The sequence below is a fragment of the Endozoicomonas sp. ALC020 genome, from assembly GCF_049275935.1.
GTDB lineage: Bacteria > Pseudomonadota > Gammaproteobacteria > Pseudomonadales > Endozoicomonadaceae > Endozoicomonas_A.
Window position 1 is genome coordinate 3834977 of sequence record NZ_CP184830.1, and the last position, 15802, is coordinate 3850778.

A 15802-nucleotide genomic window follows, 5' to 3' on the forward strand; every position below is an offset into this window, starting at 1 on the left:
GTCGATAATTTAAAAGGTGCGCTTCGAGTCAATGGATTCATGAGGTAGAACGACGCAGGAGCCAGAGTCGAGACATTTATCGACTCTGTCCAGGTGAGTTGGCTCTGATGTCCAGTCAGGCGATCAGTGTACTTTCTGTGGCCACTCAGTCAAGATGATCAATGGTTTCTGACACCTGTTTCAAAAGCTTTTGCAATGCACCTCTATTACCTTCCACAAATCTTTGAGCCTGGCCGCCCATCTTTTTTCTGGCTGCATCGTCTGTCAGCAGATCGTATACGACTGCTGCCAGTTGATCTGAGTTCTGTATGGTTTTCATACCGCCAGCGTCTTCTAGCTGTTGGCTGATATCTGTGAAGTTATAAACGCTGGGACCGGATAAAACAGGTATCCCCAGGGCGGCGGGCTCCAGCATATTATGACCTCCGTTCTTAATCAGACTACCCCCGACAAAGGCTATGTCTGATGTTGCATACAGCTTCATCAGCTCACCCATGGTGTCGCCAATGATTACTTGGGTATCTGCAGATGTTTCTGTCGCCTGACTGTGTCTTATGGTGATGAACCCGAGACTTTCTGACAGTTCAAAAACACGGTCAAAGCGTTCGGGATGTCGGGGAACAAGCAACAACAGAGTATCGGATAATTTCTCGTGCACTTTGCGAAAAGCATCCAGAACCGGCTTGTCCTCGCCGTCGTGGGTACTGGCAGCTATCAGTATTTTTGTCTTGTGGCCCAATCCCGATTCCCATGTGGATTTAAGCAAAGCTGCACTGTTGTTGATCTCATCATCCACAGACATATCAAACTTGACGCTGCCGGTTATGGCCAGACGTTCAGCAGGCAAGCCCAGTTGTTTGAATCGTTCACCGTCATTCTCGGTCTGGCAGGCCACCTGATGGATGTTCTGCATCATATTTCGAGTCAGCGAGCTCAATTTTGCATAACCCCGGGCCGACTTCTCTGACAACCGGGCATTGATGATAACCACGGGAATGTTTCTGGCTTTACAGGCGGCAATGGTGTTGGGCCATAGCTCTGTTTCCATGATTAAAGCCATTTTGGTGTGAGTCCGATTTAAAAAACGGTTTTGCACGTCTGGCAAATCGTAGGGGCAATAGACATGAGAAACACGGTCACCGTATATTTTTTTAACACGCTCGGAGCCGGTGGGTGTCATGGTGGTGACGACAAAGCGGTAATTGGGGTATTGATTCATCAAGGCTTTAACCATGGGCGCACTGGCTATGGTCTCACCCACAGAAACGGAATGGATCCATATGACGGGTTTGTCATTGGGCAACTTTTTGATAAAACCAAAGCGTTCACCCCAGCGATGACCATATGCAGGAGATTTTCTAGTGCGCAGAATCAGCTTGATCAGGACAGCGGGCACCAAAAGGTACAATAAAAGTGAATATAAGTATCGACTCATGCTCGGGCTGGATTCGTTAGGAGTTGGACTACCAAGTATGTTAACAGATAGAGCCTGACCCGAAATAGATTTATGAGTCGAATCTGTCCGGCTTTCAGTGATGGGGGCTTTCGAACACTGATGTAACCCATGGAGAAATGATGCTGGGCATCAAGAAAGCGCTTGCATCCATCCACTGAACAATATCAAACTGCCTCACCTTATTGTCAGGACTGCCATTCTGGAACTTATGAATCACTCAATACCGCCCGGGCGACGGACTCTCATGGTTCAGGGAACCACCAGTGATGCGGGGAAAAGTGCGCTGGTTACCGGACTTTGTCGAGCTTTCAGCAGGCGGGGTATTCCAGTGGTTCCCTTCAAACCACAGAACATGGCTCTGAACAGTGCGGTGACCGAGGATGGCGGCGAAATTGGCAGAGCCCAGGCGCTGCAGGCATTAGCGGCGGGTCTTGAGCCCCATACGGATATGAATCCGGTGTTGTTGAAGCCTAACTCCGATACAGGTGCACAGGTGATCGTCAATGGACGTTCTATCGGGGAAATGAATGCCCAGACCTATCATGAATTCAAACCGAGGTTGCTGGAGTGCGTCCTCGAATCCTGGCGCAGGCTGGCAGAGCAATACCGTTTCGTGCTGGTTGAAGGGGCGGGAAGTCCGGCAGAAATCAATCTGCGTGACAGGGATATTGCCAACATGGGGTTTGCCCAGGCCGCCGACTGTGCGGTCATTATTGTTGCTGATATCGATAAAGGCGGGGTTTTTGCCCATCTTTATGGAACATTGGCACTATTGTCGGAATCAGAGCAAAGACGGGTAGCCGGTTTTGTAATCAATCGCTTCAGAGGTGATATCAAGCTACTGGAATCGGGACTGGAATGGCTCGAGAAAAAAACGGGTAAGCCGGTGCTGGGTGTGCTTCCTTATCTTCATGGCCTGCATCTGGAGGCTGAAGATGCAATTGAGTCACAACAGGTTTCTCATGATAATGATTCAGTTTTACAAATTGCGGTGCCTATACTGACCCGTACCAGTAATCACACTGATTTTGATCCCCTTAGGCTGAGACCTGATGTTCAGATTCACTTTGTTGGCAAAGGCGAACCCATTCCTCCGGTGGATCTGATTATTATTCCCGGTACCAAAAATACCCGGACTGATCTCGACTATCTAAGAGAGAATGAATGGGATCAGGATATTCTCAGGCATCTGCGATATGGCGGAAAGCTGATGGGCATCTGCGGAGGCTATCAAATGCTCGGCAATATTGTACATGACCCTCAGGGTATCGAAGGAGAACCTGGCAGCACTGAAGGATTGAGGTTGCTGAACCTGGAAACCACAATAGCCCCCCAAAAGCAGCTGAGACAGGTGGCTGGTTGCCTCTCTCTTCCCGATATGGAAAAGGTTCCAGTGACCGGTTATGAAATTCATGCGGGCATTAGCCGGGGTTCGGCTCTTGATAATCCTCTCATTCAACTGAAACAGGGGGTGGACGGTGTCATGTCTGAAGATGGCCAGATATTTGGTACTTATTTGCATGGCATTTTTGAAACAACGGCAGCCTGTAATGCCTTTTTAACCTGGTCTGGTCTCAGGCAATTAGCGGCAGTGGACTACGAAGCGCTCAGGGAAGAAGGTATTAATAGAATGGCGGATGCTGTTGAGCAGAATATTGATTTGAACAAATTGTTAGCTGTTTATCAGTGAAAAATATTTCGTTACTTCAAATAATTACGTCTGAGGGAATATTTAAGATGACAGAAGAGCGCAAGGGCTATCGGCTGACCAAAATTTATACCCGTACTGGTGATAAGGGAACCACCCGGATTGGCAGTGGTGATGTTCTGTCAAAAGCGGATGATCGGATTGAAGCTATTGGCTCCGTTGATGAGACAAACAGCTGGATGGGTATGTTGCTAAATGTGCTCAGGCAGTCTGATGACTTGACCGAGTCGCAGCTGAGTCGGGTCAGCGAGATTCAGCACAGGCTGTTTGATGTCGGTGGAGAGTTGGCCATGCCCGGATATCAATTGATTCAGGAAGAGCATACGACAGTCATGGAGACATTGATTGACGAGTTGAATGAAGATTTACCACCATTGAAAAATTTTACATTGCCCGGTGGCGGGGCTGCCGCCTGTCATTGTCATATGGTAAGAACGGTTTCGCGCAGGGCCGAACGTGCTGTGGTCCGGTTGCGTGAATCTGGTGTCGACATTAATGCCACTCTCATTACCTTTCTCAACAGGCTGTCCGATGTGATGTATGTGCTTTCAAGGCATTGTGCCAGAAAGAACGAAGGAGAGGTGCTATGGCAGCCCTCTCCCAAATCAAAAGTTCAGGGTTAATGTCGCCTTTCTCAAGAGGGGTGAATTAACACGAAAGTTCGGGTAATATGCCCGACCTTTACGAAGGTCCCACGGTGGCAACGGCAGCGCATAAAAAGTGCTGACATGTTCAGACGCTGTGGATTGTTTGCGAAACGGTCTATTATCCGCTTGCGAACGATAGGGAACGGGGTTTTAAACCCGGCTGTGCCCGCAACTGTGACGGAGTAATGCGTTCTCAAGAAAGCCCCTGGAGGCTTTCTAAACCACTGGATTCAAGGTCCGGGAAGGTGAGAAAAGCATGTTGATCCCGGAGCCAGGAGACCTGCCTTCAGTAAAGCAACCATGGAAGCTCTGAGCTATAGAGCTTTCTAACCGGGCGGGTCACCTGGCGGTTGGGAAAATTCATATCTTCCCCGGAAACTGACAAGTCTCTGAGCAAGAGAGACAAGTCAGAATAATTCTGCGGTTGGAACTTTGTGTCTGGCCGACTGTCTGCCGCCCTGAGAAACATCGATCTCAGGGATTCCATGAGGCATCTGCATCAAACAAGTCGAGAACGAAGTTGTTCATCACTCGGGAAGGCTGTCGCAAAAGTGCTGCGCTTCGCTGAAGGGTATCTTCTGTCTGCTACCTGGCTGGCTGCTTTTGTAATTTCTGGTCATACGACATTGTTGCAGGCAGCACAGGTTTGCGTAAAAGACGACCTGAAAAGGGAAGTCTGTGCCCCCAAATCCGTCAAAAAAATAGTCAGCCTTTCTCCCGGTTCAACAGAATTGATCTATGCTGCAGGAGCAGGTAAGCAAGTTGTCGCAGTCGATGATCACAGCGACTACCCTCCCGCAGTCGCTAAGGTACCCCGAGTAGGTGGCTTTCCCAATGTCAGCGTTGAAGCCATTGCTGCTATGAAACCAGATTTAGTGGTGGCCTGGGCAGGAGGCAACAGCCCGAAAGTGACGTCAAAGCTGGAGTCACTGGGTGTCAGGGTTTTCTACATTGATCCGCTAAGCTTTCCTGAGATCGCATCGGTCATCAGGCGCCTGGGCAAGCTGTTTGGTACCTCTGCGGTTGCGGATAAAGAAGCCAAAAGGTTTCTGGCTCGTTACCAATCCATCAAGAAAAAATACCGGTTTAAAAAGCCTGTCACTGTCTTTTATGAGATCTGGAACAAACCGCTGATGAGTATCAGCAGGAACCAGATTATCGGGCAGGTGATAGAGCTTTGTGGTGGCCAAAATATTTATGCCGACTCAAAAATACAGGTACCCAAAGTCAGCATGGAATCCCTTCTTGGCAAGAACCCAGAGGTTATTGTCAGCTCCAGCAATCTTAAAGACGGTAAAGCTATCGAAGAGCGCTGGTCGAAATGGAGCGATCTTCAGGCAGTGAAACAGCACCATCTGATTACCGTGCCGGGCAATTTGATATCCAGGCCAGCACCCCGGGCTCTGGATGCTGCCGAATCCCTTTGCCAACAACTCGAGAGCGTCAGAAAAGAAAGTCTTGCCAGGGCTTCAAAGACGCCAGCAAACACACACAAGGAATAATCCCATGTCCCACACATTGCGTATTGCAGTCGCTCTGGCCACAGCAGGTCTGGCTGGCACGCTTCAGGCCAGTGAAGAAATTATCAAGCTGGAGGAAGTGGTTGTGACAGCCTCCAGAACTGCTCAGTCTGTGGATGAGGCTCTGGCTCCGGTTACTGTAATTACGCGGAAAGAAATTGAGCGTAGTCTGGCTACCAGTGTGCCGGAATTGCTCAGTAAAACACCGGGTATGCAGGTCGCAACAAACGGTGGTGCAGGCAGCCTGTCCAGTATTTATCTCAGGGGGACAAAGACCGCTCAAGCGCTGGTTCTGGTCGACGGACAGAAGATCAACTCGGCCAGCTCAGGTGTGTCACCTCTTCAATATCTGGACCCGGAAGATATCGAAAGAATTGAGATTGTTCGGGGCCCTCGCTCCAGCCTTTATGGTGCCGATGCAATAGGTGGTGTAATTCAGATTTTCACTCGCAAGGGCCATGGAAAGCCTCATCTGAAAGTCAAGGTGGGTGGTGGCAGCCGAAACACCGGTGAGTATGGTCTGAGTTACAGCGGTCAGTCAGAAGGTTTGCGTTTTAACCTTGGGGCAAACATGTATGAGACAGGTGGGTACGATTTTACGCTCACTGAAACGAATGGTGATGGTGATAATGACGCGTACAGAAACAAATCTGTGTTTGGTAGTGTTTCTAACGAATTTTCAGGTAACTTGATAGCAGGGGCTAGCTTTCAGCACTCAGAGGGTAAGTCTGAGTATGACAATAACTCTGCTTATTCTTATGACACCCAGCCCTATAATCTTTTCAGGGTAACCAACATCAGCTCCTTCGTTGATCTGACTATAAATGATATCTGGGGTACACGACTGGAGGCTGGTTATGCCGAAGAGCATACCCAGGCAAGGGAAGAAAACTATAAAACAGGTGTAACTTCAGACAGTTACTGGAGTGAAACCATGCGTTATTCAACCAGTTGGAAGAATGATATTGCCTGGCATGAGAACCAGTTGCTGACAGCAGGCATTGATTATTCTAATGAGAAATACGATGGCAGTACTGCTTATGTGGAAGATTCTAGATACAACGCGGGCGTGTTTGTTCAAAACCATTCCTCAATAGGTAACCAGGACGTTCAGGTAGCTCTGAGAAGAGACAAGAATGAGGCGTATGGGTATAACACAACCGGTAGTGCTTCCTACGGTTTGGCTTTGCCCAATGAAATGCGCTTCACGGCTTCCTACGGCACTGCCTTCAGAGCACCAACACTGGGTGACCTATACTACCCGGGCTATGATAACCCCAATCTGAAACCTGAGAAGTCTGAAAATTTTGAAGTGGGTCTGAAAGGTGTTCTGGCTGTTGCTGACTGGTCCGTCTCTCTATACCAGAACAACATGGAAGATATGATTGCTTTAGACAGCACCTACACGCCCATTAATATTGATCAGGCTCGCATCAGAGGGATTGAGCTAATAGTCAAGACCCGTGCTATGGGTTGGGATGTCAATTCCAGCGTTTCTTTTCTTAATCCGGAAAATCGTTCTGGAGTGAATAAGGGTAAGGTTCTACGTAATAGAGCTGAAGAGCTCTTTACTCTGGACTTTGACAAGCAGTTCAATAAATTGGGGCTAGGTGCTACTTTCCGTGCGCAAGGCAAGTCTTATGCAGATGCTGCCAATACGACAGAAGTTGCAGGTTTCGGAACTGTTGATTTGCGCATGAGCTATAAGCTGACTTCTGAGTTGAAGACCGGATTGAAAGTGGTGAACATTTTCGATAAAGAATATCAGCCGGTTGATGGCTACAGGGGGCAGCCTCTGGGGGCGTTTGTAACTCTGACCTGGACTCCTGAGTTGTAAGTCAATTTTCGTACGACTAACGTCTGTCATATGTTAAGTAAGCTCTCACCCTCTTTTCCAGGAGTGAGAGCTTTTTTATAAGGTAGTCAATATGGCACTTAAAAAATCCAAAGACGTCCGGGAACTATGCTATCCCTTCATCTACGAGCATTCACCTTTGTGTGATCACGAAATTATTACCGATGAGCTTTGTACGACACTGGGCGGAGCTATCTATGAGCTGGAAGGAGATGAAAGGTTCAGGGATATCTACGATTTTCTCTGCGAACTGCAGCCGAAAATTTTTCATCTTAATGCGTCTATCCGGGGGAAGCAGGCCATCTTTGAAGAGCAGATAGAATGGCTCGCCGGGTATTTTGATCGTTATCAGGAAGAGATTGTCGGGCGAATAAAAGGTTTTGTTTTACCTCGCGGACCTCGACCCGTTCAGTTGCTTCACTCCTGTCGTTCGCTCAGTAAAAAAGCGATCAGAGCCATGGTTCTGGTGGATGCTGAAGGCATAGAAGTTCCGGATGTTCTGCACCGCTTTGCCAACATGCTTTGCAATCTCTTTTTCAGATTAACGGTGGTGATTAATGGACGACTGGGGATCACGGAACCTGAGTATGTGAGCAAGAGTTACAAGTCCAAGTCACCCTCAAAGTTAAAGCAGGAGTCCAGGAAAAAGGTTGTGTAATCAGGAAAGTTCGATTTAGGATAGAAAGTAGGCTCAGAATAATAAAGAAATTGGAGGCCGTGGTAAGAAAAGGACTTTCTTTTCACTACTTTTACGCTCATGGCTGTTTAAGTGCCTGTAGCTGTTCAGGCGCTCTATTTCAAAATAAGAAAGGCTGTCTGCAAGTCGTGAAATCAGCCTGTCGTCATGAGATTTTTAACTTAAACTTATCAATTAGGTGACCGATAAAGGTTTATTCCCACAGATTAAAAAAATGGAGGAGCAAGGATGCTTCTTGTTGTTGCTGTTGCCTGCCTGATTGTTGCTGTTACTGCTATTCTCTCGGTTATTGAATCTGCCATTATTTATGTTGATGATCTCAGGTTAGCCACAATTCTCAGACACAAGCCTGTTAACAAGGCCGACATTAAATACATTATCAAGAACAAGGAGGCTCATTTGTCCTCCATGGTCATGTTGATCACGCTGATCAGTATTGCCGGAAGTTCGATGATAGGAGCTATTGCTGCCAGACATTTTAATGACACCGGTTTGGCCATATTCACTGCTCTTCTGACCTACTGCATGTTGGTATTTGCCAAAATTTTGCCAAAACTCTTTGCGGTTCAGATGGCAGAGCCCGTACTCAATCATTCTGCCCGTTTCGTAAGAGTTATCTGTTTTCTGCTTCGGCCAATGCTCAAGATGACGCTGGTCTGGGCCAGACTGTTCAGGATTGAGAATACTCAGGAGCCCAGTCGCGACGAGCTGAAAGGCATCATTCGTCATTTCAATAAGTCCGGCGTGATAGAACGTGAAGAGCGTAAAATGGCAGAGCTGGCCCTGAAAATGAACCAGAAGACTCTGGCAGCCCTGACCACTGAAGATGGTCCTATGGTCTGGCTTGCCTCTGACTCCAGAGTGCAGGACATTCAGGCATTCATTTGCGAGCATTCCTACAAGCGCTACCTGGTTGTGAGCGATGGCGAAGTAGTGGGTATTGTACACTATCGTCATATCACTAGCTGTCTGGTTAATGGCCTTGCCGATAAAACGGTTGGAGAGTTGGCCAGACAGGTTGTTTTCCTGGAAGAACAGTGTACGTTGCTGGATGCCATAAAGGCTTTTGGCAAGGCCCGGGCCTCTGTCGCACTTCTCGCCGGGCGGAATCCGGAACAGACCCGAATGATCACTGCCAAACAGGTTTATCGAGCTATTCTACAGGCTTCCTGAGTCTGTAGAACCCCGCAATTCCCACCTCGTTGCCTCCCCTGAAACACGTATTCATGCATCGATAACTGAAAACTGAATGACAGTTTTGATGTGTTTGATTTTTATTTCTTTGTTCTGAAACTATTTAATTTGTCGTAGCGTATATTCAGCCAAGAGGACAATGATTTTTTTCGAATATCAAAGAGGTAAAGCAAATGACCAGAGCAAATCACTTATCTTTAGCTGGAGGCGTATGGGCCAGATTGATCATGGCTCTGACGCTGGTTTTTTCGATGCAGGCTATGGCCGAAGACGAGATTTATACCGGGCTTTTCAGCGACAAGGCTGTCAGTGGCTACGACCCGGTGGCTTATTTTACTGATAGTAAGCCGGTAAAAGGTTCCGATAAATTTTCTACCCGCTATAAAGGGGCTACCTGGTACTTCAGCAGTGAAGAACATAAAAAGCTGTTTCTGGAGTCTCCGGAAAAGTACGCCCCTCAGTATGGCGGCTATTGTGCATGGGCTGTGGCTCAAGGTAAGACTGCCAGTGCTGATCCTCAGCAATGGACCATCGAAGATGGTAAGCTTTACCTGAATTACAATAGTTCCGTTCAGAAAAAATGGCTCAAGGATAAGAAAAACCTGATCAATAAAGCTGATGATAACTGGCCGAAAGTGATCAATTAAAGCTTATCAAGTTCCGAGTAAAGTCTGGTTCGCTGGCGATCTGAGACTTTACTCATCTATCCCATTAGTACGATGAGTCACATCACTTTAAATCGGGTGAAAGGACTTTTAGATTTTTGAGAAATGGAATTGATCCCATGAAAAAACGCGTGATACAAGTTTTTAGTTGGTTAACTGTCCTCTGGATAGCCAAGGTGTTTCTGTTCTCCCTGCCCTACAAGTTCAGTGGGCATCCGGATACCCGGCATATCTTTGGAACTATTGGTCAGTGGATGCAGGGAGTTATTGGTGTTTCAATGGGTGAGTGGTTCAGTAGTTACGGTGCTATTGTTGTTGGAGTTGCAGAATTATCCGTCAGTTTGCTGTTGTTCCTGCCTGTCATACTGTTCATTAACAATAAGTTGAGTCGCAATGAAAGCAAAATCAGCCAGAGTCTGATACACAGTCTCGGGGGGCTGGCAGCGTCTGGTATCATGGTGGGTGCGGTTTTCTTCCACCTTGCTACACCTCTGGGAATAGAGGTATTGCACCAGGGGAAAAGTGACGGCGGCTCCCTGTTCTATGCCGCTGTATCCATCCTGGTGTTGGGGCTGATCATGGCGATAGCCAACTTCTCTTTGGTTAAAGAAGAAAAACTGGCAAGATCTAACCCTTAACTCACCGGAGACACTAAATCTGGAAGTGATCATTATGATAGTTCGTACGTTGCTGGTTTTGGGATTTATCTGGCACGCCTTGAGACAAAGAGTAAAGCCCTGGCTGTTTTTTCAGTTGAATGCCGATTACTTCAATGACGCCAAAGGACTGTACTCGAAACTTGATATGGATGAGTCCATTCCCAGACGGTGGCGCCTGAAACAGAGCCTGGATACTGATGGTATAAGGCCGGAGCAATACCCGGTTTTTCTGAAACCTGAATGGGGACAGAACTCCGCCGGGGTTATACGGGTCGATAATGAAATTCAGTTGGAGGCCGCAAGAGCGAATCGCATTCAGGACAGTGTGCCCTATCTGATTCAGGAAGGTGCCCAGGGGAAAAGAGAGTTTGAAGTGTTTGTGATTTGCTCCCCGGATTCCACAAAGTGCCTTAGAACACTGTCCGTAACCCAGGTTCTGAATACCAGCAACGATGAACATCCTGTCAATGGTATCTACAACAGCGAAACGTTTTATCTGGACAAAACCCACGAGCTGGATAGAAAACAGGCCGATCAGCTGGCTATGCATTTGAGTGAGACCGGGCCGTTCAGAATGGCTCGCTATGGTATTCGGGCAGACAGCATCGAAGCGCTGGTTGAAGGAGAGTTCAAAATTTTTGAAATCAATCTCTTCCTGCCAATGCCTCTGGTGTTGTTAAGCAAGAATCTGGGGGCTTTCGAGAAGTTGCGGCTGATAGGTCAGTTGACCGGTCAACTGGCGCAGGTGACCGGTGAAATTCCAGAAGCCCGTAAACGGAAATCTATTTTCTTCAGGAAGCTGTTTTACCTGAACCGGCTGAATTTTAAAAAGCTGCCAGCCAAGACCGAAGAGGAGATGGTGCTGTGAAATTTATCAGGAAAGCGGTTTACAGCTACATCAGCCAGAAATTTATGAATGGTTGCACTCAGTACAACTCTCTGGAAGTTCGCAAGAGCTGTCGTTCAAAAGCTCAGGCAAGAGCGGCATTCAATAAAAATGATATTCCCCATGCCCGTGGTGAGATTTTCATTAATCCATGGAAGGCTATTCGCTTTGCCAGGCAGCATGGCTTTCCTTTGGTGGTTAAGCCTAATGTCGGCGGTTTCTCACGAGGCAGCTATTTTCCCATTCGCAACTATCGGGAGTTATGGAAAGCGGCTTTGCTGGCCAAAATCTGGTGGCCTGCCAGTGTTGTAGAGCAGTATCTGGAAGGAAAAAACTATCGGGTTCTGGTGGCGAACGGTGAAGTGGTGTCTGTGATTCAGCGTTATGCTCCTTTTGTTATCGGAAATGGTGAGGACTCGATCAGCACCCTGATCGATCAGGAGAATACTATTCGAAAGGAGATGGGGCTTCTGGATTGCATGTACCCGCTTCAGAAAAGTGAACAAACCAGAAACTATTTAGCGAGACAGGGCTTTGATCTGAATTCCGTTCCGGCTGATCAGGAGCAGGTAAAGCTGTTCCATCGAATTGCCCTGGCACCCGGCGGTGTTATTGAAACCATTCCGGCCACTAATCTGGCCAGAGAGAATATACGACTGATGGAAAAAGTGCTGGCTACTTTCGATGCCAATATTCTCGGTATCGATGTCATCATGGAAAAAGGCATAGAGCATAGTCATAAAGATCAGAAATGCATCCTTTTGGAGGTGAACTCTCGTCCTTACGTGAAAATGCACGACTACCCCAGATATGGAGAAAAAGAAGATATCTCCGGGGTGTTTGAGGAACTGAATAAACTCCAGATCGCTCAGACTGATATTTTCTGAGACAGAGGAGACTGGAGTGCATTACTTTTTTCAGTTCTCAGGTATTCACGCATTTCTGGTCGGTCTGTTGCCGTTCTTTATGCCCACTCTGTTATGGCAACAGGGTTATAGTCTGACCGAAATAGCTGTATTTATTGCCCTGTCCGGTTTGGCTTATCTTTTTACCCTGTGGGTTTGGGAAAACCTGAGATCTGGAAAAGGCAGCGTCTGGGCCGTAAGGGCTTCGTTTTTGACTGAGGTCCTGCTGGTGGCGGGACTGTTTTTCTTTCAACAACAAGCAGACAGCGGAGCCACAGGACTTATTCTGCTGGCCATTCTGAATGGTATTTATGGCTGTTTCTATTGGATGGCTCAACGTCTGCTGTTCAAATCCATCAGTCATAATCGGAATTCCGGTCAGCACTTTGGCAACTTCCAGATATTGGTAGCAGTGATGCTTAAAATCGGCATAGTGGCGGGTGCATTTCTGTTGGAGCAATCGAGTTACTGGATTCTGTTTCTACTCAGCGCACTGATCTCAACTGCAGGTGTTGCTCAAACTTTCAAAACGAAGGTGGCTGTTGCAATCAACACAGCGTTTTCGGCACCGGCTGCCCGTGTCTCTGAAGTGCTCCGATTTCGTGATAGTTTTGGCTCCTGCGGGGTGTTTTTTGTAGATGGACTGTTTCTTTTTCTGGAAAGTTATTTCTGGACTCTCTCACTCTATTTTATCAACAGAGAAAGTCTGCTTGAGCTGGGTGGAATGATGGTGATTCTGGCAATCGCAGTCGCTGCCCTGTTTAAACTGATACAGACTTTTATTGACCGTATGTCCGCTATCCGTCTTTTCCGGTGGGCCATATTTCTTTATGCATTCAGCTGGCTGCTCAGGGGAATGGTCGATGAAACGCTCTCAACACAGCAGCAGTATGCATTTATTCTCGTCATTGCTTTCCTGACCAGCCTGTTCCGTTTGTCATTCAACAAAGTGTTTTTTGATCGTTCCGATAAAACGGATACCCATACCTACCTTTTACTGAAAAGTTACTGCTCGCAACTGGGTGTCGCTGTTTTGTTTATTGTTACAGCTCTGTTCTTGCATCAGGGAAAAGCCGCTCTGGAGGCACTTCAGGCTGTGTACTTTGTTTCATCCATTTTAGCTTTGGTTTATTTCCGCTATAGCTGGCAGGCCGGAACTGTCAGGGTAGATAGAGAAGCCATGAGCGGAAAAAATAATTTTCTGATAAAAACTCGATAGACAGTTAAGAGAAAAGGATATTTTTATCATGCGTAATGATTTTGAGCGGATACTCCGGGGCAATCAGGAAACAGTTGAACAGATGATCGGTTTTGTTTCTGGTTTGAGCGCTGATGATTACCGATTCAGGGACTCCGATCTTTTCCAAAGTACCGTCGGGCAGCACTTGCGTCATGTTCTGGATCTGTATGAAGCTATCCGTTCTTCTTCTGACAAATCGGTAGATTATGATCTCAGACGTCGGGGGCTGTTGCTGGAGCATGAAAAGAATGCGGGTCTGGCAGAGTTAAAAGATTTGCAGCAATGGTTAAAGGCGCTGAAAGCAGGGGATCTGGATTTAGATGTTGAAATCAAAACCGAGGTACTTTTGTCAGAAAGCAGCAGCGTGCGATTAAAATCCACCCTGGGAAGGGAGCTGGTCTTTGCTAGCAGTCATCTGACTCACCATCTGGCAATGATGGCGACGATCGCAAAAGTAGCAGGTAACAAAATCGACCCTTCCGTGGGTATGGCACCAGCGACGTCCAGTTTTAACCGGGGTCAGGTGGTGGCTTCCTGAACGGAGTGGATTTCGTTTTCAGTCAGATAGCGCCACTCACCCGTTTTCAGATCAGGGTCGAGCGTGATAGAGCCAATCTGTTCCCGATGAAGGGCCGTTACACGATTACCCAGAGCCGCAAACATGCGCTTGACCTGGTGGTACTTGCCTTCATGTATCGTCAGCAGTACTTCCTGATCAGAAATAAATTCGAGTTGCGCGGGGCGGGTTGGCTTTTTCTCCCCATGCAGCTGGACACCCTGCGCAAACTGTTCGATGGCTGACTGATCCAGAGGCGAGGCCAGTTCTACCCGGTAACGTTTTCCGCACTTTTTAACCGGTGACGTGATTTTGTGAGACCACTGACCGTCGTCTGTAATCAGTACCAGCCCAGTGGTGTCGACATCCAGCCGACCGGCAATCCTGAGACGATCGGATTTAATGACATCCAGCAGATTAATAACGGATGGATACATCTCGGCTCTTGTTCCTGAGGGCGTTGCACAAAGGGTATCCAGCGGTTTGTAGAGCATAATGTAACGAAATCCCACCAGAGTGAGTGGTGCTCCATCCAGAAGAACTTCAGCATCGTCAGAAACCTTGCAGGCAGGCTCTTTGACGACGGTACCCTCCACGGTCACCGACCCGGTTTTCAAAAGCCTTTTGCTTTCTGAGCGGCTCAGTTCGGTGCTTTCACAAAGAAATTTGTCGAGTCTCACTGGCTGACCTGTTCCCGGGCCCAGTTGACGAAGGTCTTCCGGGTTTTCGGATCGGCTTTTTCAAACCAGTAACGCAGCATGCTGGCACTTATATTGGCCTCGTCACTTTTATTGGCAGCAGAGCCATAGATTTCCTCATTCTGAGTCGCATTGGCAAAGCCTGTGTTTGTCTCTGCGAAGACACCCATACCTGAAAATTCGCTGGCCGCTGCAGGGCTGTCGCTACGATTAAACTTTTGGACGTCTGCTGCATAGTTGCGGCCGAACTGGATACCCTTGCTGGGCAGAATAGCAAATTCATAGGGAACGGCTTCGCCCTTGGCATCCTTCAATGAAATCTTGCCGGTGGGGTTGTTGTTGATAGCTTCGGCCTGACGAATGTCTCTCAGGTCGGGAACATCAATGCTGTAGTGCTTGCCAGCTGCTGGATGGAAGGTCAGGACAAAAGGTTTGGAAGTAAAGCGAGTTCGGTCCCCGCCGTTAGTGACGGTATCAGATAACTGGAAAACAATCTGATGGCGCACATTGGTAAGAGAAATGGGCTTGTTAGCCTCCACTTTGAAGTCGAGGTCTTTGACATTGGTGCCGTCAAGAACCAGTAACTCAGATTTGGCCGGTATCTGCAGGGTGGCCTGTTCTGCTCTGGATTCAGCCGCTGAGACTGAAGCGACCATGAAAAAGCCAAGAGTTGACGCCAGGAGTCTGTTTAGCCATGTGCGATGATGCAGTCTTGAGCGCTCAGAGAGGCTGAAAAAGTCGTTTAAAAGAGAGCGCATAGATATCCCCTTATGCAACTTATATTAATGAGGGTAAGAAAAGCGCTACAACATGCCGGACTCAGGGTTTAAAAGCAAGTGGCTTTTGGGAGGCGGAACTCTGCTCAGCCGGTTTGCTGCGGCGATGTGACGACTATTCGCTACCGAACGACTGCATGGATGCAGGAGCTAGAGCAACGCAGGAGCAGTTGCCGCCGACTGCATGGATGCAGGAGCTAGAGCAACGCAGGAGCAGTTGCCGCCGACTGCATGGATGCAGGAGCTAGAGCAACGCAGGAGCAGTTGCCGCGCAGGGCAGTCTATTCTTGGTCAGGCTCCTGTTGGTGGCAGACCTTACTCGCAAGTCTTTAATCCTTGA

At 47.9% G+C, this 15802-nt stretch carries 15 protein-coding genes and 1 riboswitch; of the genes, 12 read left to right on the forward strand and 3 right to left on the reverse strand.

Annotated features, from left to right (window positions below; translation table 11 throughout):
- Positions 1–145: 145 nt before the first annotated feature.
- Positions 146–1435: a lipid IV(A) 3-deoxy-D-manno-octulosonic acid transferase gene (gene waaA / locus ACOJUO_RS14250; protein ID WP_422132669.1), complete on the reverse strand. Its 1290-nt coding sequence runs from the start codon at positions 1433–1435 to the stop codon at positions 146–148.
- Between the two features lie 229 nt (positions 1436–1664).
- Here waaA and ACOJUO_RS14255 point away from each other — a divergent pair, with 229 nt between their 5' ends.
- From ACOJUO_RS14255 to ACOJUO_RS14310, 12 genes are all read left to right on the forward strand, one after another.
- On the forward strand, positions 1665–3146 hold the full coding sequence (locus ACOJUO_RS14255; RefSeq protein ID WP_422137302.1) for a cobyric acid synthase: 1482 nt from the start codon (positions 1665–1667) through the stop codon (positions 3144–3146).
- 47 nt (positions 3147–3193) lie between these two features.
- On the forward strand, positions 3194–3787 hold the full coding sequence (locus tag ACOJUO_RS14260; protein WP_422137303.1) for a cob(I)yrinic acid a,c-diamide adenosyltransferase: 594 nt from the start codon (positions 3194–3196) through the stop codon (positions 3785–3787).
- A gap of 117 nt (positions 3788–3904) precedes the next feature.
- A riboswitch (cobalamin riboswitch) is annotated at positions 3905–4113 on the forward strand.
- 132 nt (positions 4114–4245) lie between these two features.
- The gene (locus ACOJUO_RS14265) at positions 4246–5313 is read left to right on the forward strand and encodes a cobalamin-binding protein (protein WP_422137304.1); all 1068 of its coding nucleotides are present in this window, start codon (positions 4246–4248) and stop codon (positions 5311–5313) included.
- 4 nt (positions 5314–5317) lie between these two features.
- Positions 5318–7168, forward strand: a complete 1851-nt coding sequence (locus tag ACOJUO_RS14270) for a TonB-dependent receptor domain-containing protein (RefSeq protein ID WP_422132673.1) — start codon at positions 5318–5320, stop codon at positions 7166–7168.
- A gap of 91 nt (positions 7169–7259) precedes the next feature.
- The gene (locus ACOJUO_RS14275; RefSeq protein WP_422132674.1) at positions 7260–7844 is read left to right on the forward strand and encodes a cobalamin adenosyltransferase; all 585 of its coding nucleotides are present in this window, start codon (positions 7260–7262) and stop codon (positions 7842–7844) included.
- Positions 7845–8111: 267 nt separating this feature from the next.
- Entirely contained in the window at positions 8112–9056 is a 945-nt protein-coding gene (locus ACOJUO_RS14280) for a CNNM domain-containing protein (protein WP_422132675.1), read from the forward strand.
- Between the two features lie 194 nt (positions 9057–9250).
- Positions 9251–9724: a YHS domain-containing (seleno)protein gene (locus tag ACOJUO_RS14285; protein ID WP_422132676.1), complete on the forward strand. Its 474-nt coding sequence runs from the start codon at positions 9251–9253 to the stop codon at positions 9722–9724.
- A 137-nt stretch (positions 9725–9861) separates the two neighbouring features.
- Positions 9862–10380 carry a hypothetical protein gene (locus ACOJUO_RS14290; protein ID WP_422132677.1) on the forward strand — a complete coding sequence of 173 codons (519 nt, stop codon included), beginning with the start codon at positions 9862–9864 and terminating at the stop codon, positions 10378–10380.
- Between the two features lie 34 nt (positions 10381–10414).
- Positions 10415–11269, forward strand: coding sequence for a hypothetical protein (locus tag ACOJUO_RS14295; protein WP_422132678.1), 855 nt, complete (start codon positions 10415–10417; stop codon positions 11267–11269).
- Positions 11266–12174: a cyanophycin synthetase gene (locus ACOJUO_RS14300; protein ID WP_422137305.1), complete on the forward strand. Its 909-nt coding sequence runs from the start codon at positions 11266–11268 to the stop codon at positions 12172–12174. The genes ACOJUO_RS14295 and ACOJUO_RS14300 overlap by 4 nt, the downstream gene beginning before the upstream one ends.
- A gap of 16 nt (positions 12175–12190) precedes the next feature.
- Entirely contained in the window at positions 12191–13411 is a 1221-nt protein-coding gene (locus ACOJUO_RS14305) for a hypothetical protein (RefSeq protein ID WP_422137306.1), read from the forward strand.
- Positions 13412–13439: 28 nt separating this feature from the next.
- Positions 13440–13970: a DinB family protein gene (locus ACOJUO_RS14310; protein ID WP_422132681.1), complete on the forward strand. Its 531-nt coding sequence runs from the start codon at positions 13440–13442 to the stop codon at positions 13968–13970.
- Here ACOJUO_RS14310 and rsuA read toward each other — a convergent pair.
- Together rsuA and ACOJUO_RS14320 are read right to left on the reverse strand one after the other, a co-directional pair.
- Positions 13952–14668: a 16S rRNA pseudouridine(516) synthase RsuA gene (gene rsuA / locus ACOJUO_RS14315; RefSeq protein ID WP_422137307.1), complete on the reverse strand. Its 717-nt coding sequence runs from the start codon at positions 14666–14668 to the stop codon at positions 13952–13954. The genes ACOJUO_RS14310 and rsuA overlap by 19 nt on opposite strands.
- Complete coding sequence (locus tag ACOJUO_RS14320) at positions 14665–15444, reverse strand: DUF2057 family protein (RefSeq protein ID WP_422132683.1); 780 nt, start codon at positions 15442–15444, stop codon at positions 14665–14667. Before ACOJUO_RS14320 ends, rsuA begins: the two co-directional genes overlap by 4 nt.
- Positions 15445–15802 lie beyond the last annotated feature (358 nt).